This is a genomic window from Aquimarina aggregata (assembly GCF_001632745.1).
In the GTDB taxonomy this organism is placed as follows: domain Bacteria; phylum Bacteroidota; class Bacteroidia; order Flavobacteriales; family Flavobacteriaceae; genus Aquimarina; species Aquimarina aggregata.
The window spans coordinates 125,905-145,325 of record NZ_LQRT01000003.1 but is presented as its reverse complement, the minus strand read 5'-3'; the positions used below and the strand labels follow the sequence as shown (position 1 = coordinate 145,325).

At 30.7% G+C, this 19,421-nt stretch carries 15 protein-coding genes; 4 read left to right on the top strand and 11 right to left on the bottom strand.

Translation table 11 applies throughout. The features are described from left to right. Positions 1 to 284: 284 nt before the first annotated feature. The 7 genes from AWE51_RS06675 to AWE51_RS06640 form a co-directional block, all read right to left on the bottom strand. Positions 285 to 2,075: a cytochrome c biogenesis protein gene (locus tag AWE51_RS06675; RefSeq protein ID WP_066311302.1), complete on the bottom strand. Its 1,791-nt coding sequence runs from the start codon at positions 2,073 to 2,075 to the stop codon at positions 285 to 287. Further along, positions 2,072 to 3,457: a cytochrome c biogenesis protein ResB gene (locus tag AWE51_RS06670; RefSeq protein WP_232517350.1), complete on the bottom strand. Its 1,386-nt coding sequence runs from the start codon at positions 3,455 to 3,457 to the stop codon at positions 2,072 to 2,074. The genes AWE51_RS06675 and AWE51_RS06670 overlap by 4 nt, the downstream gene beginning before the upstream one ends. An 18-nt stretch (positions 3,458 to 3,475) precedes the next feature. Then, on the bottom strand, positions 3,476 to 3,835 hold the full coding sequence (locus AWE51_RS06665; protein WP_066311299.1) for a hypothetical protein: 360 nt from the start codon (positions 3,833 to 3,835) through the stop codon (positions 3,476 to 3,478). 12 nt (positions 3,836 to 3,847) lie between these two features. Then, complete coding sequence (locus tag AWE51_RS06660; RefSeq protein WP_066311295.1) at positions 3,848 to 4,570, bottom strand: cytochrome c3 family protein; 723 nt, start codon at positions 4,568 to 4,570, stop codon at positions 3,848 to 3,850. Between the two features lie 8 nt (positions 4,571 to 4,578). Then, positions 4,579 to 5,619, bottom strand: a complete 1,041-nt coding sequence (locus AWE51_RS06655) for a ferredoxin--NADP reductase (RefSeq protein WP_066311293.1) — start codon at positions 5,617 to 5,619, stop codon at positions 4,579 to 4,581. Positions 5,620 to 6,126: 507 nt separating this feature from the next. Continuing rightward, positions 6,127 to 6,987 (bottom strand): c-type heme family protein, encoded by an 861-nt coding sequence (locus tag AWE51_RS06645; RefSeq protein ID WP_066311288.1) that lies wholly within the window; start codon positions 6,985 to 6,987, stop codon positions 6,127 to 6,129. A 50-nt stretch (positions 6,988 to 7,037) separates the two neighbouring features. Further along, complete coding sequence (locus AWE51_RS06640) at positions 7,038 to 7,466, bottom strand: globin family protein (RefSeq protein ID WP_066311287.1); 429 nt, start codon at positions 7,464 to 7,466, stop codon at positions 7,038 to 7,040. A gap of 538 nt (positions 7,467 to 8,004) precedes the next feature. Between AWE51_RS06640 and AWE51_RS06635 the strand changes: the two genes are divergently transcribed. The 3 genes from AWE51_RS06635 to AWE51_RS06625 all read left to right on the top strand — a co-directional run bounded on the left by AWE51_RS06635 (position 8,005) and on the right by AWE51_RS06625 (position 13,672). Beyond that, positions 8,005 to 11,529: a nitrate reductase gene (locus AWE51_RS06635; protein ID WP_066311285.1), complete on the top strand. Its 3,525-nt coding sequence runs from the start codon at positions 8,005 to 8,007 to the stop codon at positions 11,527 to 11,529. A 7-nt stretch (positions 11,530 to 11,536) separates the two neighbouring features. Next, the gene (locus AWE51_RS06630) at positions 11,537 to 12,979 is read left to right on the top strand and encodes a rubredoxin (protein ID WP_066311284.1); all 1,443 of its coding nucleotides are present in this window, start codon (positions 11,537 to 11,539) and stop codon (positions 12,977 to 12,979) included. Positions 12,980 to 13,342: 363 nt separating this feature from the next. Continuing rightward, positions 13,343 to 13,672 (top strand): hypothetical protein, encoded by a 330-nt coding sequence (locus tag AWE51_RS06625; RefSeq protein WP_066311281.1) that lies wholly within the window; start codon positions 13,343 to 13,345, stop codon positions 13,670 to 13,672. Between the two features lie 122 nt (positions 13,673 to 13,794). On the opposite strand, the gene AWE51_RS06620 is transcribed toward AWE51_RS06625, so the two are convergent. Beyond that, positions 13,795 to 14,301, bottom strand: coding sequence for a lipocalin-like domain-containing protein (locus AWE51_RS06620; RefSeq protein ID WP_082832348.1), 507 nt, complete (start codon positions 14,299 to 14,301; stop codon positions 13,795 to 13,797). 189 nt (positions 14,302 to 14,490) lie between these two features. Between AWE51_RS06620 and AWE51_RS06615 the strand changes: the two genes are divergently transcribed. Then, positions 14,491 to 14,679 carry a hypothetical protein gene (locus AWE51_RS06615; protein ID WP_066311275.1) on the top strand — a complete coding sequence of 63 codons (189 nt, stop codon included), beginning with the start codon at positions 14,491 to 14,493 and terminating at the stop codon, positions 14,677 to 14,679. 9 nt (positions 14,680 to 14,688) lie between these two features. On the opposite strand, the gene AWE51_RS06610 is transcribed toward AWE51_RS06615, so the two are convergent. The 3 genes from AWE51_RS06610 to AWE51_RS06600 form a co-directional block, all read right to left on the bottom strand. After that, positions 14,689 to 16,143 carry a S41 family peptidase gene (locus tag AWE51_RS06610; protein ID WP_066311272.1) on the bottom strand — a complete coding sequence of 485 codons (1,455 nt, stop codon included), beginning with the start codon at positions 16,141 to 16,143 and terminating at the stop codon, positions 14,689 to 14,691. A gap of 191 nt (positions 16,144 to 16,334) precedes the next feature. Then, entirely contained in the window at positions 16,335 to 17,624 is a 1,290-nt protein-coding gene (locus AWE51_RS06605; protein WP_066311269.1) for a carboxypeptidase-like regulatory domain-containing protein, read from the bottom strand. Positions 17,625 to 17,750: 126 nt separating this feature from the next. Then, positions 17,751 to 19,151, bottom strand: coding sequence for an ATP-binding protein (locus tag AWE51_RS06600; RefSeq protein ID WP_066311266.1), 1,401 nt, complete (start codon positions 19,149 to 19,151; stop codon positions 17,751 to 17,753). Between the last annotated feature and the right edge of the window lie 270 nt (positions 19,152 to 19,421).

Below are 19,421 nucleotides of genomic sequence, written 5' to 3'. Positions count from 1 at the left end.
TCGTTGTAAGATTTAGTGTTGAAACCTTAAAGGATTAGGTGACTTTAAGTGTTTCTTGTGTTGCCGGTTACAAGGAGTTGTAACCGGTTTTTTTAATATGAAAATTGATGAACAAGAGAATAGTTCTAATATCATTTTTAGACTATCCCAGTTTATTGAATTCAAGTTTATTTATGAGTTTGTAGGTAAGTTATTTTAAGTTAAAAAAAATAACTTTAAATCATGTAACTTAAAAATTTCATATTCTTTAAGTTTATTTTGCTTTTGGCTTGAGAAGATTGTAATCAACTTTTTTGCCCATAGTGCATAAGGGTACTTTTCTTAGCAACAGCTTTTTTAAATAATGGAATGATTGTAATTAAAAAGATAATTGGGATCATGATATAAATCCATTTAGGAATGGGAAAAGGATCGCCTTTAGCATAAGAGTGTAATCCTGATAGATAATAATTTACCCCAAAAAATGTCATAATAAGACTACCTAATGCTAGTAAACTGCAAACATTATATGTATATAGATAGTTTTTTGGGATAATAATTCTGATGTGTAATACAAACGAATATATGATTATACTTATTAACGCCCATGTTTCTTTGGGATCCCAACCCCAATATCTTCCCCATGATTCGTTAGCCCAAATTCCCCCTAAGAAAGTTCCAATTGTAAGCATATATAGACCAATTGTACTTGTAAGTTGATTGGTGTTGGTTAATTTTTGAATTGTATTATCTGTTTCTTGCTTGTTTGTTAAAGTATAAATACACATTAAAAGAAGAGTAATTAATGACAGTAATGATCCTAATGCAAGAAACCCATAACTGGCTGTTATCACTGCTACATGAATTAAAAGCCAGTAGGATTTTAGTACAGGAACCAAGTTTGTGATTTCAGGATTCATTAGACTACCATGCGCTATTCCAAGTAGACATATAGCTAATATTGAGGCCGCAGCGGGAGTAAATGAGCTATTTTTGGAAAAACCAAAACCTGCTAGCATTCCTATCCAAGCAATAAAAATACTAGCCTCATACCCATTGCTCCATGGGGCATGCCCTGATATATACCATCTTAATGCAATTCCAAATGCATGTAAAACGAATACACCTACTAAGAAAAACATGACTACTGCAATAAGTCTTTTGATTGTTGTTTTATACTTTTTTAATATTCTTATGAAACTTAACAGCATTAATAGGCTACCAAAGCAAGTATATCCAATAAGGCACCATAAAAAAATATGATTTTTGTTGAACCAAATTTCTGTATTTACCTTTTTGTCAGATAATAAAATAGCTTTTCCATTTTTTTGTTGAAAACTTTTTATTAGTTCAATGGTTTCATTTGCCTTTTGCCAATTTCCTTTTTCAATTCCTAAATCGAGATAAGAAAAATAAGTGGGGATTATTTTGTTTACAAAATGTTTGTCGTTTTTGTTAAATTCAATTTCAGATGTTACGGGTGAGTACCATGTTAAATTGGGATCATCTATTTTTGGGAATATTTTTAAGAATTGACCATTAAAGATACTCCAGACAATATTTAGTCGCTCATCTATTTTTATAATATCTTTATCAAATACGGTTCTCTTTCCTGGGGATTTAGTGTAGGCAGAGGAGACCATTGATTTCAATTTGTAATTTCCTTTAAAATCAAAAAATTGTGAAGCGCTACTATGTCCAGACGTATTGATTTTTATTAATTCCTTTAACTTTGGGATAGCTTTTTTTTCAATTTTAATAAATTCTAATAACTGCCAAGAATCCGGTTTATACTGCATTCCGATAAACACTTGTATAGACGTTAACTGTTTTTTTTGATTTTCTTTATTAATGTAGTCAAAACTATTTTTGCCATATATTTTTCGGATTAATTCTAGAGCTAATGTGCTAATAGGTTTAATTCGACCTTGAAAATCCTGAACTTGTATCGTGGCAAATTTTTCACAATGGTGGGTGTCAATATATTGTCTGTTAACGAGTTCATAGGGTTTTAATCCATGTAACTGTTGTGCTTGTGCAGCATTTAGTGTAACTAAAATCAAACTAAGAAAACTATATATAATGTTTTTTTTCAACGTAAAAGCTTTAGTGTTAATCCAAAATGAGAGTTTTTCCAGAATAGACTTAATAACATACCAAGAGCTAATAAACTGTACCCGATGTAAGTGATCAATGTTCCCCAATAATCAAAATTTACAGAAAGAATAGTACCACTTTCATCTGGTAAATAAGCAGATTGAAAAAATCTATAACCTTTATGATCTAAAACATTGTTCATGAATATTGTATGATTCAACAATTTGTTTTTTTCTTGAATTTCTACATCACTATAAAATGCTGATGGACTATTTGATCCCGGATAGCGTTCTAGTTTAAAGTCTTTTAAGTAAATTGAAAAAGGAAGTTTAATGGGTTTAGCACCATATCTAAGTTTTAGATGAGTACCATTAATAAAAAAAGTACTGAAAGGATTCATATAACCTGGGCCACCAAATAACGTAATTTCTTTATGATCAGCTCCAGATTTTGCTGAAATAATGATAGCGGCCTCAGGATTTTTTATTTCAGAATTCTTTTCTTCGGAAACAAGGGTTCGAACTTTGTTTTCGACTATTTTATTAAATACAATTTGAGTGTTATTTATTTTGCTGAGTGCTTTAAAATGGACAGGAGTAAGTTGATTTTTTGGATAGGAACCAGCTTTATTAAGAATCATAGAAAAATAGTCAGTGATTTCTGGGAAAGAGGCATGCCATGTTTCATTTTTTTTAGTAATCAAAATATCAGTTTTGAGTTTGTTTTGTGTATTAAAAGCAATAGATATTCCATAAATGTTTTCACGAGTCCCTTCCTGGATATAAAAGTCTTTTCTATTTTCGTTTTCAGCAATTACTATATGTAAATAGGTATGCCCTGAAATGGTGTCTTTTAGTTCATATTTAGCTCTTGGTATATATTCTTTTAGTTCAAGTTCGATTTTTTTTCCTTCAAAATCGAAGTTTTCTGTTATATTGTTGAACCCTAACTCACTCATTAATATTGGTTTGCTGATATAACTTTTATTTATAGTGCCATTGCCAGCAATTACCTGAAGATAATTGTCAATAGAGATCATTCTATCATTAGATTCCCCTTCTTTGATCGTAATTAATGCCTCATAACCCCTATATCGAGTAATCCCAGCTCCTAATATGATAATGATAAAAGCAATATGAAACAGAAATATTGGGGCTTTTTGAATACTAAAAAGGTTGTACTTTGCGATATTACCTATAAAATTAATGATTAATAAAAGAAGCAGTATTTCAAACCATTTAGCATTGTATATTAGAGCCTTTGCAGTTTCGGTGTTATAATCGTTTTCTAGAAAAGTAGCTATGGCCATTGATATAGCAAATAAGAGTAATAATAATCCACTAAACCGACTAGAAAAAAGAGTATTTAATAGGTATTTCAATTAGTTTGTAATTAGTAGTTAATTCTTCATTCCGGTCTGCACCCATTTCTTGATAAGTTCAATATTACAACTATCTATTTTGACCCCTTTTTTATAGGGCATGGCGATATAACCTTTAGTATGAGTAATAGATCCAATAAGAACCCCAGACTTTCCGGATTTTTTTAAGCTTTCATAGTCAAATATTTTGTTTCTAGAAGCTTTTGTTTTATAAACATCTTGAGCATGACATAAAAAACAATCTGTTTCTATAATAGTTTTGATTTGTTTTGAATACGTAACTTCTTCTGGGATTTGACAAGAAATTTTGTTTTTACAAGAATTTAGAGTTGATATAGTTAAAAAAAGATAAGGGAAAATGGTTTTTTTAGAGTTCATGATAATCTGCTTTTATTTTGAATTGACATACTTAGTTTTTAATTTTAACCATTCATCTTCACTAAGAGGTTGATGTTTTTTTTTCGATGAAAAAGGATCTTTCCCTCCTTTTAGATAATTTTGTATTTCCTGTAGCGGAATAGTATCTTTTATTTTTTCTGCTACTTTGTATAGGTGATTACCATGAAAATCATGACATTGTAAACAAGTATTCCATTGTTTATTGGCTATAAGAGTGCTGTGTGGAACATCTATAGGATCATTTTTGACTTCTAAATCGTAATGACAATTAACACAAAAGTTTGCCTCAGCAAGAACAACTCTTGTATCATTATGTTCTCTATGACAAGTTTCGCACTGTGTGGCATCAATATTTGCAATTGCATCTTTAAATCTTGGTTCTAGAAATCGATGAGTTGGGTGCCGGTCATTTGGACGATCGTGACATGCGATGCATTTTTTATTATCAACATTTTGTGTTCCAAAATCCACTTTAGTTTTTCTGGTGCCAAAAGTATAAGCAATATTGGATTGTAACTGCTGAATTAAACTGCCTTTAGCATCTGTATGACAAGCATTACAGGATAAACCTTCATGACCGGTATTAAGGGGGCCTAAGCTTAGAAAATCTTCTGTCTGTTTTAAAGGTAGAATTATATACGTAATAATTGTAACCGTAATTCCAATTATTGTACCTACGTATTGTCTTTTTCGTAATGGGTTTCTGTTAAGCATGTACTTGTCTAATCGTTAATAAAACTTATGCTTACATTATTGGATCTTGGAAAACTTATACAAGTAAGTATATGTCCTTCTTCAACTTCTTCTTCTGAAAGAAAATGGCCATCTATCATTTTTACTGTACCAGATATACATTTTGCTTTGCAACTACTGCACATTCCTGATCTGCATGAATATGGTAGCATAATATTATTGGCCATAGCAGCTTGTAATATCGTTTTGTCTCCTTTGATATCAAGTATGTGTTTCTTATTATCATGATATATAGTGACAGCGCTTTCTAATTTTTTTGCATCACTTGATGTTATGAGGTTAGTATTGAAAGCTTCTAGTTTGATTTTGTCTCTTGTAATTCCTCTTTCTAAAAGAATTTCTTTGGCTTTATCCATAAACCCATGAGGTCCGCACATCATATAGTTTCCCTTCTCATAGGTTGCATGGTGTTTTTTTAAGATGTTATCTACGAGTTCTTTGTTTAATAAATCTTGATGGTAATTAGGTTTCTTTGAACTCTTTTTTTCCAGAATATGTTCTACAGCAAAGGAATTAGGGTATTTCTCTTCTAAATTTTCTATTGCTTTTTTGAAAATGGTAGATTCTTCATTTCTATTGGCGTAAATCAAAATTATTTTGGATAAAGGCTCTTTTTCTAATACTGTTTTAATAATAGAAAAGATGGGGGTTATTCCGCTACCAGCTGCAAAAAGGATATAGTTGAATTGTGTATTTTTGTTTGGTACTACATAAAAACTACCTGCTGGTTTTTCGATTTCTATTTTTTGACCTGGTTTAAGTGTGTCACAGATATAACTAGAAACTAGACCTTTTTCAACTTTTTTTACCGTTATTTTTAAAAAATTATCCGTTACAGGACTGCTGCTAAAAGAATAAGCTCTTTTTTCAATTTTATTTTTAATTGGGATTTTTACGGTAAGAAATTGACCCGCCTTATATCTTATTTTATTAAAAAAAAGATTGTTTTTTAATATTACACTAACAGTATCTTTTGTTTCTGGTATTATATCTTTAACAGTTAATAACATGAGATTTAATTTTTTATTTATAATAAAAGACGACACCTATATGAAAAAGGATTAAAAAAGTAATGAAAAACGAAAGTGCGACGTGTGTTATCATCCAGGATTGAAATATCCAGTTTTTTGTACTTTTTATAATATCTAAATTAATAGTTCCGAGTATCATATTAATGAAAAATATATAGGACAAAAGTGCTAAGTAGCCATACCCAAATTCCATAGCATGGAGATAGAAAAAAATAGGAGATAGGATACCTACCCACTTGTGAATGTAGGTGAATTGCATTGCATACTTTCTCAGCCTTTTTGATATTCTTGTAAAAGTAAGTATCCATTGAAAAAGTATGAATGCGCTAACAAATACTCCAGACCATCGCTTATAATTTTCATTAAGCTGTAAGTCATATAATGCAACCCATCTCAAATTAAGAATGTATTGCAGTATATATACTAAGAATAGGATACTGCCAATAAGTATAAAACTACCTGATTTATTCACTTTTATTTAATTCTTTAATTAGAAACTAGATAATTGTTTTTTCTTTTGTCGGAATCCGCTAATAATTTTTCAAAGCTTTTATATGAAGTCAATTTTCTAACACTATCAATAAATACCTCAGCAGTAGGAAGAAAAAAACCTTTAGAAGGCCATTTATTTCCTATAGATGGTTTCGTGCTATCTATTTTAAAAGCTGCTATTTCATCAAGATATGCTGTATATATTGCTTTCGTTCCGTTTCGATACGCTTTAATAACATCAATTGCTTCTTTGTATGACAGTGAATCCGAAGGATATTGCCAGGTAGTTGCCCCCATTACATCTCCAAGTTTCCAATCTGTTTTTGTTGTGTTTTTATGCTCATTATGGCAGTTTACGCAAGGAGCAGCAACTGCTAAATCTGCAAACATTGATGTATATAGTTTTTGATCTTCCTCAAAGAAGTGTTGAGATTCTTTATTGGTTTTTATTTTCTCAAAGAGTTCAGCTTGTTTTCCTATGAACTTATTTGATGCATTGATAGGGAAATCAGATCCTAAATAGAGGCCTAAAGGAACGGGACTTTTTCTTATGTCAGACGATATTCCTCTTAAAAATAAAGCGGGAAGAGGACCAGCTTCAACTTCGTCATCTTGCCAGTCTTCATCAAATTTTAATCCTTGTTTTTTGCCTGCTCCAACAATGGCTTTGGTGTATAATGTCCGAGTAATATCATTTTCTTCTGCTATTAGAGTCAAAATTTCTGCAACAGCGAATACTTTATTAGATTGGGTAGTTGAAGATTTTTCTTCGGGAACACCGCCACATGATTGAAGTGACAGAATGCTATTTATTGCCAAAAGAAAAACCAATTTTTTAATGCCGTAACGATTCATAATTTTTTTTTGATGAGTGTTTGTATTATTGTGTTGTCACAAGAGTTGTGTTAAGCTACTTCTCCATATGCAGCTGTTTTCATTACTGAAGCCATTACGTTATAAGTTTCGGTCCAAGCTTCTTTTACTTCTGGGGTAAAATCTTCTCCAAGCCCTATAGATAATGTTTCTAGTAAAGCTGCGCCCACAGTATCATAATGAGAAACTTCTACATTGTATCCAACATGAGTTTTTCCTAAGTTTTCTAGTATTGGAATTAGCTTGTCTAGCTGAGTTAAACCTGAAACAGCTGAAGCGAGCATAGTCATTAACTTATTTCCTTGTCCCTTCATAGCTTCGGGATTTGAGGCAGGGAATAACTTTTCCAACTCTGGATCCAATTCAAAAAGTTTATCATAAAAAATTTTTGCAGCTGTTTCTGCTATTGGGGCAACTTTTTCAAAAGATGATTGTACTAATTCAATTGTTCTTTTTTCCATAATTACATCATTTATAATTTTAAAATAAATACTTAAGTATTAATACTTAATTTTGATCAAATATATTTGAACTAAACTTAAATAGCAAATATGAAATATTTAATAAAAGTGTATTTTAGGTGTATTTTATTCTCTTAAACACCTATTATTTGTTGATTTTTATGATTTTTTAGTAAAAAATATAAGAATAATTTAAAATCATGTATTCTGATTTTCGATAATCATAAAAATGATGTTTTTTAAAGTTTTATAATACCCTTAGAATCATTTGATTGAAATATTTTTTGATAAACTAAATGCTAAATAGTAAAAGACTTGTTTTTTTTGAAATGCCTTTGTAATGTGTTGTTTTATTGCTATTTTATTTTTAATTTTTTTAAATTAGGCTGCCTTTTTATTTTTGATATTTCTTTTTTTTGTACTTCTTTTAGTAATTTGATAATTAATTTGTCTTTAGTTTATTTCGTAGTTATTTAGAATGTTTTTTACGTAATTATACGTAATTTTGATTCTCAGTAAAAACTTGATAAATTTTTTTATGTCCGTATTCAAATCGTATAAAACAACATGTTCATACTGTGGAGTAGGTTGTGGAATCATTGCAAATAAAGATGCAAAAGGAGTGATGACCGTTTCTGGAGATCCAGATCATCCTGTAAATCGTGGTATGTTGTGTTCTAAAGGAATGAATTTACATCATGTGGTACAGGATAAAAGTGATCGAATTCTATATCCAGAAATGCGATGGAGTAAAGGGCATGACCGACAAAGGGTATCTTGGGATCAGGCTTTTGATAAAGCTGCAGCCGTATTTAACGCAATGATAAGAAAATACGGTCCCGATAGTGTAGGGTTTTATGTATCAGGACAATGTTTAACAGAAGAGTATTATCTTGTTAATAAATTGGCTAAGGGGTTTATAGGTACCAATAATGTTGATACTAACTCAAGGCTATGTATGAGCTCTGCTGTTGTTGGTTATAAGCAAGCGTTAGGAGAAGATAGTGTTCCGATTACATATGATGATATAGAACTAGCTGATTGTTTTATGATAGCAGGAGCAAATCCGGCATGGTGTCATCCTATTTTATATAGAAGAATTGAGGCGCATAAAGAAAAGAATCCGAATACTAAAATTATAGTAGTAGATCCTCGTAAAACACAGTCTTGTGATATAGCCGATTTACATCTTCAAATTTTGCCAGGAACAGATGTTGCTTTGTATAACGCAATTGCAAGAAGACTAATAGACAGAAAAAAGATTGATAAAAATTTTATAGCAAATCATACCGATAACTTTGAGGAGTTAAAAAAATCTTTGATGGCGATGTCGATCTCTGAAGCATCCAAGATCTGTGGTGTTAGTGTTGCAGATATTAAAAAAGCAGCTTCTTATATTGCTGATGCTAAAGGTTTTATAACTATGTGGGCAATGGGGTTGAATCAAAGCTCCATTGGGGTAAATAAAAATAATGCTTTGCTTAATTTGTCATTACTTACAGGACATATAGGTAAACCTGGATCAGGTCCTTTTTCCTTAACAGGTCAGCCAAATGCAATGGGAGGAAGAGAGGTCGGTGGAATGGCGAATCTTTTAGCCGTACATAAAGATTTAGCAAATGATGAACATAGAAGAGAAGTAGCTAATTTTTGGGGAGGAAAAGAAATTTCTGGTAAACCGGGACTTACGGCTACAGAAATGTTTGATGCTTTAGAAAGCGGAAAGCTAAAAGCGGTTTGGGTGATTTGTACAAATCCATTGGTAAGCCTTCCTAATGCAAATAAAGTAGAAAAAGCACTTAAGCAAGCAAAATTCGTAATTGTACAGGATATATCCTATAGATCAGAAACAACAGAATATGCTGATTTATTATTGCCTGCAGCAGGGTGGGCCGAGAAGGAGGGTACGATGACAAATAGTGAACGACGTATAACCCATTTGAGTAAGGTAGTCGATCCACCAGGAGAAGCTATGTCGGATTCTGAAATTCTATGGAATTTTGCAAGAAAAATGGGGTATAGAGGTTTTGATTATAATACTGTAGAAGAGGTTTATAAAGAACATTGTACGTTAACAAAAGGAACAAGTATAGATATCACAGGGCTTAATTATACCCGTTTAAAAAATGAAGGTAGTTTTCAGTGGCCCGTACCTCAAAATAACCATCCCGGAACCTCAAGACTTTTTGAAGATAAAAAATTTCATACAGATACAAGTAATGCGAAGTTCGTAATACCCAGATTTGTTAAGCCTACTTCAGAATTGATTACTGAAAAGTATCCCTTAATACTCACTACCGGAAGGGTACGAGATCAATGGCATACAAGAACAAAAACAGGAAAAGTAAATAAACTACTTACTCATATTCGTGATCCTTATCTTGAAATAAGTCAAGTAGATGCATTTTTGCGTAAACTTAACGATGGCGATATTGCTGTTATAGAAAGTAAGCGTGGTAAAGTACAGGTAAAAATAAAAATTACAGATACAATAAGTAAAGGAGTAGTTTTTCTTCCGATGCATTGGGGAAAAGTGTTAGGGAACGACTATGGTCGAGCTAATAACTTAACAACAAGTATAGTAGATCCTATTTCTAAAGAACCGGATTTTAAATTTTCTGCAGTACAAGTATCTAAATATGAAAAAGCAAAACAAAAGATCTGTATTATTGGAGCAGGAACTGCAGCGTACCGTTTTATCCAAACTTATAGAGAGCATAATACTGAAGATGAGATAATAGTATTTTCAAAAGAACCGTATCCATTTTATAATAGAGTGCTACTACCCGAATATGTTAGTGAAGAGCTCACTTGGGAACAGCTGCAGAAAATGAGAGAGGGAAATATGGAGTCTCTTAATGTAACTTTATCCACAAGTAATCCTATCGAAGAAATAAATAGAGAAGGTAAATATATTGTTGATAGTAAAGGTGAAAAACATAATTACGATGTAATATTAATGGCTACAGGTAGTCGTGCTTTTGTTCCTAAAGAAGTTCCTATTCATTTGCCAGGAAGATTTACAATGCGAGACCGTGGAGATGCTGATAAATTAAAAACATATCTTGCCGATACAGGTTTACCTGAGCATGAACAACATGTAACTATTGTTGGTGGTGGGTTGTTGGGGCTAGAGCTAGCCGCAGCTCTTCGTAAAAAAGGAGTTAAAATAACGATTGTACAACGCGGAAATAGATTAATGGAACGTCAACTTGATGTTGTTGCTAGTCGTTTGTTGGCAGAAGATGTCATAGAAAAAGGAATTCAAATTCATTTTGATAATGAAGTAGATACTGTTTTTACGCAGGAAAAAGGTGATTTATTGGTGAGTTTAAAATCAGGAAAATCATTTGATTGTAATGCCGTGGTGTATTCTATAGGGACCATCCCAAATATAGATTTAGCAAAGAAAATAGGTGTTGATTGCCGTCGAGGGATTCTTGTAAACCAATATTTACAATCAAGTGATGATGCTATTTTTGCTATTGGAGAAATAGCAGAATACGAAGGAAATTTGTTTGGTATTACCGCTGCAGCAGAGCAACAAGCAGATATTGTTGCTAAATACTTGCTAGGTGATTTTAGTGCAGTTTATAAAGGTTCTGTTTTTATGAATATTCTAAAGTTTGAAGATCTTGACCTTTGTAGTATTGGTAATATTGATATACCTAAAAATGACTATTCTTATGAAGAAATAGTATTTATGGACGTTAGAAAACGTTTTTATAAAAAGTGTATAGTAAGAGATGACCGTTTACTAGGTGCAATCTTAATGGGAGATAAAAAAGAGTTTGCCGATTTTAAGAGATTGATTGAAGAAAAAATAGAACTAGGTGAGAAAAGAGAAGAATTGCTAAGAGGATCACAACCTAGTGAGCCTTTAATAGGTAAACTTATTTGTTCATGTAGTCAAGTAGGAGAAGGAAATCTTGAACAAGCTATAGTTTCAGGATGTGATGATTTTAATGCGTTATGTGTTAAGACAGGTGCTGGTTTAGGTTGCGGAAGTTGTAAGCCTGAAGTAAAAGAAATATTAAATAGAGTAAAACAAGGAGCTAATTAAATGAATTATGGAAAAAGATAAATCTTTGCAAAGAGTAGATATCAAAGGAGGTGTGTTATCTCCTTCAGAATTGCAACGAATCATTGAGTATGTTCAGGAATTAGGTTTAGATACTTTTCATTTCGGATCCAGACAAGATATCATATTTCCTCTGAAAAATGTTAATGACGATGTAATAACAGAACATGCTGCTTTTAACACTTCTTTCTTTGCTTCTCATACACAACAGAATATTTGCTCCTCATATGTATCCATAGATATTTTTGATGCTACAGTTTGGTTAAGAGGCACAACTTACCTTTATATATTAGAAGAGTTTAGATATCATCCGAAATTAAAAATTAATATAACCGACCCAAAGCAGCAAATAGTTCCTTTGTTTTCTGGGGATTTAAACTTTATAGCTTCTGCGCATGAAGACTATTGGTATTTGTTTTTAAAATTACCTGGTTGGGATGAAATCTACTACCCAGCTCTAATTTATACATGGGATATCGCAAAGATTGCAGAAACAATCGAAAATATTTATGAAAGTGTAGAAGATGTTGAAATGCTTTTTAAGTATCTAAATGAGAATCTGGATACGAACAATAAAGTAATAGAAAAACCACTACAAGTAAATTTTAATCCATTTCCATATTATGAGGGAATGAATAAAATGAGAGATAATCAATACTGGTTAGGATTGTATTGGAGAGATAATAATTACAATCTAAAATTTTTAAAAGCTCTTTGTGAATTTTGTTTAGAACATAGAATAGGAAAATTATGTCTAACTCCTTGGAAATCGTTTATTGTTAAAGGGATTCCAAAGGAGTCAAAATTGACCTTAGAGAAATTATTGGGGCAATTTGGTATTAATGTTCGACATTCGGCATTAGAGTTGAACTGGCATTTACCAGTTAATAATAAGAGGGCACTTGAGCTTAAAAAGTTTTTGGTTATGAATTTTGACCAAAATGATATAAGTACTTACGGACTTACATTTGGGATTTCTTCTTGTCGAAATTCTAAAAGATATTTTACTTCTATAATGATAGAAGAAAATAAAGCACCAGAAACGATTGAAGGTTTTGTTGTGCGGCCTATGTATAATGTGTTGTACGCAAAGAACTTTAACCCTAGTACAAGGCAGTATATAGTGTATGCACAAGATGTGGATCAAATGGATTTGCCTGGGCTTTTGTTAGAACTGACCAAGACATATTTTCAGAATTTAGGGTCAATACCAGATGAATTACATCAAGGAGAAGGGGTAGAAAAAGAAATTCTTGAGATAGAAGTATTTCAGTGTAAAGATTGTCAAAACGTTTATGATCCTTCTGTTGGTGATGTGGTAGGAGGGATTCCTGTTGGGGTAGATTTTAAGGATCTGTCAGATGATTATGGTTGTGCTTTATGTGGGTTGCCTAAAAGTAATTTTGAAAAGATAACCATTGAGGTAATTTGATTCTTTTGTGACTTAATTGCTATTTAATTCGGTTTTTTGGTAACATTATCCACTCAAATTCATTCTTTTTTTGATTATTATATTAGTAAAAACTTAATTTTATAATTCTGAATTATTAAAAAAATAATTTCTACAAGTTATTTTTCTATAAAACATAAATTTTGACATACAACCCCTATTTATTAGGGGTTGTTTTTTAATTTTATATCTTTTATGTATAAATTTGTAATAAAAATAGGGGGTTGTTATTGATTATTATAGTTTTTTAGTAAAACACCCCTGTTTTTAAAGATATCATTTAGCTTCGATTTGCTTTATGATAGTTTTAAATATTTAATATAATAATAAACAAAATTTATGCTTATGAATTTAGAAGAATTAATTACAGTTTCGATTGCAGAATTTTTGGATGTAGAGGTTCATAGAGATACAGAAAACCTGGATTTATCATCTAAAATAGAGATTGTTAGAAAGAGAATAATTGATAAATCTAAGAACAATATCAATCCTACTTTTGTTAATAATGGTTCTATGAATTATGAATATGAAATGTTTTTTAGTAGTAATCCTAATGACATGATTAAAATTGATGGATGGATCCCAATAGAAACGGATAAAATAGGGAAGTCAGATAGAATTTCAGAATATATTGAAATAGGCCTGATTAGAAAAGTAGAAACGGCTTATAGCTAACAAACATTAGTTATGTGTTTTAAAAAACGATAGAAACGTCTATATTTATAGGATGCCCTAATCTATCAATTAACCTTTCCGGTTACTGTATGTGCTGTAACCGGTTTTATATTTTATATACTTTACCAATGAAAATCCCTGTTTTTTATTTTTGAATGCTCGGGCACGAAAAGGTCTATAAAAGTAGTTTTACTAGAAAATTGTTTGTGTCGATGTTGTAATTCTAAAGTGTCTTTAGTTAGTTTTAAAATTTTAAAGTATTTGTGATTACTTTTCATATTTAAAATTTCAGGAATGTCATTACTGGTCCATTTTATGTAGGAAATACCATTTTTATTCTCTAAAATTTGCCAGTTCCCTCTAAGTGATGGTCCGCAATCTTCTTGTTCTTCATTGTTGTCCTTCATATTACCATCTGGATTATAGGTAATTCTGTAAGATAAAAAACAACCTCTCATATTCATTCGTGTACCTTCGTTAATACGTTTTGATATTTTCCAGGTTTTTCCTTTTTCTCCAGCTAATAGTTCTTTTGCATTTTTTGGTAGTTTATAGTTTGTTTTTTGTGAACAGGAAGTAGAAATTATAATCATTAAACTATAAAAAGCAAAGTGGTGTAGTATTTTCATAATTGTACTTTAGATTAAATACCTATCAAAAATAATACCTACTATGATTAAAAAGAATTGTTAATACTTATGTGTAAAAGTATTCGATTGATAAATTTTAGATATTGATTTATGACATACTTTTGCTTTAGTATAGAAAGGGTTTTTGTAGAAATACATAAGTATAAAAGCTCTTTATAAATTTAGTATATGAATGAATATGTGCTTTTAACGGAAGATCAAAGTTATTTTGTTGAATACCTTATAGGAGAATTAGTTTTGTCTTCTAGTATAAGCGAGGCTATGAAATTTGATGATGAGAACCTTGCATTACGATTTAAGCAAATGCTTCACAATTCCTGTAAATTAATAACCAGTGTAAATACTTATATTGGATAAAAGAACTACTTATCCTTTTATGAGCCTAAAGATATAGTCTAACTCTGCATCTTTACCTAAAATTAAATCTTCTACAGAGTGAATAATATTTTTGTCCGGAGGTATACCCGAACCTAAAGGAATTGACGTTTCTTTAGTATACTGTTCTATTTGTACCATAGACATTACCATAGTGATTTTAGAATTTGGTAATTCGTAGTAAACAGGAAACATTCCAAAAGATTTATAATATCCACCACCAGTTTCTTCACCAATAAGAGTAATATCCGGATTGTTTTTTGCATTCAGGGCAAATGCTGAAGCAGCAGAAAAAGTAGCTCCGCTAATCAAGATATATACTTTGCCATTAAATCTGTTTTTTTGAGGTGCCATTATGGTTTCTAAATCATCAAAAGTAATTCTCCAACCATCATATGTTGGGTGATTTTTAAATTTATCTTCTAGAAAATCCTTTTCATTTAAGAATACTCTCGTGGCATATTTTTTCTCAGGAACAGATAAAGAAATAATAGATTGACTTTTTATTTGCTTAAAAGGGTTTTTGGTAATAAATGAGTAAAGGTGAACGCTATTAGGTCTATACCCTCCATCATTTTGCCGTATATCAATAACAAGGTGTTCTATTTTTTTCTTATTAATTTCTCTGAATATTTTTATCAATTTAGATTTAAACTGACTAATATCTCCTCCAAACGAGTTTATGACCAAAACCGCAGTATTTAACTCATCCTTGTAATATACGAAAGGTGCTTTATTATTGATATGCTTATCAAAATAGTCAAAATTATTTTTCTTTTGGTGGTATTTTGCAAAATAGGAGTTACGTTTCGTATTCCTTAATTTAACTTTGATAAAAGACTCTGCATCTAAATCCAAATCATTTTTAATTCCATCTGGAGTTGTGTAAGTAATACTGAAGTTTTTTGAAATGCCGTATTCATAGGCATAAAAAAGTCCGAATTTTAATTCTATTTCTCGATACTTTCGGGTTAGGTTATGACCATCTGTGGCTACATATTTTTTAAGATTTTCAAGTATTCTAGAGGTGTCTTGTCCGTTTATAGTATTTATTTTAGAACCAATAGGAATATTAAAATCATCTGTATCAGTATAAAACTGAGTATTTATGATTTTTAAGATTAAAGGAAAATAATATTGATCTGTTTTTATAGTATTAGGCGCAAATAGCAATAGGTGTCCGTCTTTTACTTCATTTGTAATGCTTAACATCTTTTTATAAAGATCAATATCTGTTAGACTGTCATTAATGGATTCTTTTGCTGTGTTAAAAATATACTCTAAAGAATCTTGTTTGATATATTGATAAAGACCAGGGTGTCCTTTTTTTAAAATGTTTTCAAAAATTTTTAAATCTTTACTAACTGCAAGGGAATCCATATTCTTTTGCGCATTTAGTGTACTTATCAATAACCCAAATAGAGCGATCAAAAATTTTTCTTTCATTCGATAATTTTGAAACGTAAGTTTTCTTTTAAGTGACTTATTAAGATTGCTAGGTGTTGCAAGCTTTTTTAGTTTTTGTGGGAGTAAAAGTAATAAAATAGAATCATCTAGTACTGTTAATTAGCATATTGAAAATAAAAAAACACGTATATGTAAAATACGTGTTTTTTATAAGGATAGAATTTTGTGAGTTAATTCAGTTTTCTTATTTGTTTCTGTATTTTTTTGATTGCAGATTCAATTGATTTTTCAGGTTCTATAACATTATATTCACCCCAAAATTTTGGATCCGAGAACCCAGAGGCTTCATCGGCAATTACCACAGATGATTTTAATCGATCTTTAGGTTTAATTATTTCTTTATCTTTATTTTTCCTCCAATCGGTAATTGCCATTTCTACATTTAGTTTATAATTAGAGTTAAATAATTTTTTTCTCCAATTGATTTTGACTGCGAGGTCAATTCTGCCATATCCATAATACCACTTTCCATTCTTTTGACGGTAATCAATATTATAAGATGCTTCTGTAAAGTAAACTTTAGCATTTCCTGGTTTTTTCTTAACAAACATTTTACTCACTTCCTCTTTGTCCTGCATGTTAAGACTAAAAACAGCTTTAGTCATCGCTAATGTTTGTGCATCTATGTAAAGTTTTCCAAAGTACAAAGGTTCTTTAATAATTTCCTTTTGCTTAAAATTTAAAACATAGATATACTTATCATTAATTTTTGTAGACGGTGCAAAACTAAAATCATAAAATTTTAGCATTTCCTGAGTGAAAACATTTTCAGGATTTTTCATCACATCAATATACAATGTAGTTGTTGGTCCTCCTTGTAATTTTAAGGTTAGTGTGTCAAGCTTTTTATAATCGGCACTTTTTCTTGCTTTATATAATTTAATAACATCTGTTTTTTGAGAATCATAAGGGTTCTTGTACACATCAATCACAGCTTCAGACAAAGAAACATAAGTTCGTCTTTTCTTTATTGTTTCTCTATAAAAAGCAGTCATTATGGTGTTATCATTAAGATAATTAGATCCTTTTTTCTTCATTACTTCACGTATTAAAGCGTTAGGATCTTTAGGGTCAATATTAACTTCAGATAATTCGGTGATAGATGTAGTAAGTTTTATTTTTAACTCCTTATCATTGAAAGCAGACAATTCAAGCACTTTATCATTATATCCAAGAGATGAAACTGTTATTTTATTGCCGATATTTTCTTTCGGTACTTTTAATAAAAATTTCCCTTCATCATTTGTTACAGTAGAAATGTTGGTATTGTTAATAGATACAGTTGCAGATACTATTGGATCATTATTTTCACTACTCACCACTAAACCTTTATACTCATTGTAATTGTTATCTTGAAAATAAGACGATGCTTTTAAGTTTGTAGCATAGCCAATAATCAGAAGAATGAGTAATATCGAGGAGAGGTGTTTTTTAAGAGGTAAAACACTTTTTTCTTTCATGACTCAAATTTTTAGTTTATTATTTAATTTACGAATATTATCGCAGTATACAAGATACTAAATTTTACTAGAGTAGTTAATCAATATACCGTTAAAACCATTAGTTTTCTTTGAAAAACAACTATTTTAATGATACTCGTAATGATCACCAAACCAATTTTTAAGTTTAATATTTAGGATTTCGGTAGTGTATGGTTTTGTTATATAGTCATCGAGGCCTTTTGCAATAAAGCGTTCGGCATCTCCAGGAAGCGCGTTGGAAGTAAGTGCTATAACAGGCGGTACATTATTGTATTTTTGTTTTATAAGGTTGCATGTTTGTACTCCATCGAGTTCAGGTAAATTAATATCCATTAAAATAAGATCATATGTGTCCTCTTTAAATAGTGTTAGAGCTTCTCTACCGTTTTTGGCAATATCTACGGTACAGTTTAAATATTTTAAAATTTGCGTGGAAACTAGAATATTGGTATCAGAATCTTCTACCAGTAAAACATGTAAATTATACTGAGGTATTTTACTGGTAGTTGCGGTTTTGATATTATTTTGAATAGAAATATTAGATGTTTTGGCTACAAAAGTAAATGAGAAATTACTTCCTTTGTTTATCTCGCTTTTTACATCCAAGGTTCCTTGCATTAGATGTACTAATTTTTTACATATTGCTAAACCTAAACCGCTGCCTGTTGTAGAGGAGATGGAAGTTTCATGAAATTGACTAAAGCGATCAAACAATTCTTGCTGATCTTTTTTACTGATACCTATTCCTGTATCAATAATTTCTACTTTAACCGTTATAGTATCGTTTTTTTGAGATACAAGAAATGCTCTAATAGTAATCGTTCCTTTATCTGTAAATTTTATAGCATTTCCTATTAGGTTAGAAATAACTTGCGACAAGCGATTATTGTCGGCTATAATATGTTGTGGTAGATCTTTAGAATAATCTGATACAATATCAATTTCTTTTGCTTTAGCTATTGCAAGAAAGAGGCCAACGTTTTGTTCGATAAGTTGATTAAAATCAATATAAGATGGAGAAAGTTCAAATTTTCCAGATTCTATTTTAGAAAGATCTAAAATTTGATTTAAGATATCCAATAAATTAAGTGAAGATTGATGGATTGTATGTACATACTCTTTTTGAATGTTATTCAATTTAGTGTTTTTAAAGAGTAAATCTATCATTCCAATAACACCTACCATTGGTGTTCTTATTTCATGACTCATATTAGCCAAAAAATCATGCTTAAATTGAGAAGCTTTTAAGATTTGTTTATTCGTTTCTTTTAGTTTATCCAAGTTTCTTCCACCAAACATAGCAAAGAGACCTAAAAATAACGGAGCCGTATCTATAATATAATGTATTGGATACTTTTCTTGAACATATTTTGCAGATTGCCAAGAAAATCCAAGATCAAACCTAACAATATCAATACATGTAGCAAGTATAGGAAATAGAAAGCCAAATACTATTCCGTAACAAGTATACTTAAATGCTTCAGATTTAAACCATGTTATTTGCATGCACGCTCTTATATTAGGTACTGTTTTACTTTGTTTTTAATTTAAAATGGAGGTACGTGTTTAATTATCTAGGGGATTACTTGATAAATATAAGGTTTTTAAAAAAAAGTGAAAATCCTTTTTTGTGAAATGACCTTTTCTTATTTCAAATATTAGTTGTAATGTAAGTGTTTGTTTATTAAATGAATGGGATGATTCCTTAAAATTATGATGTTTGGATAATGAAAAAGTGAATGAGATAAAAAAAATCCGCGGTAACTAAGTACCGCG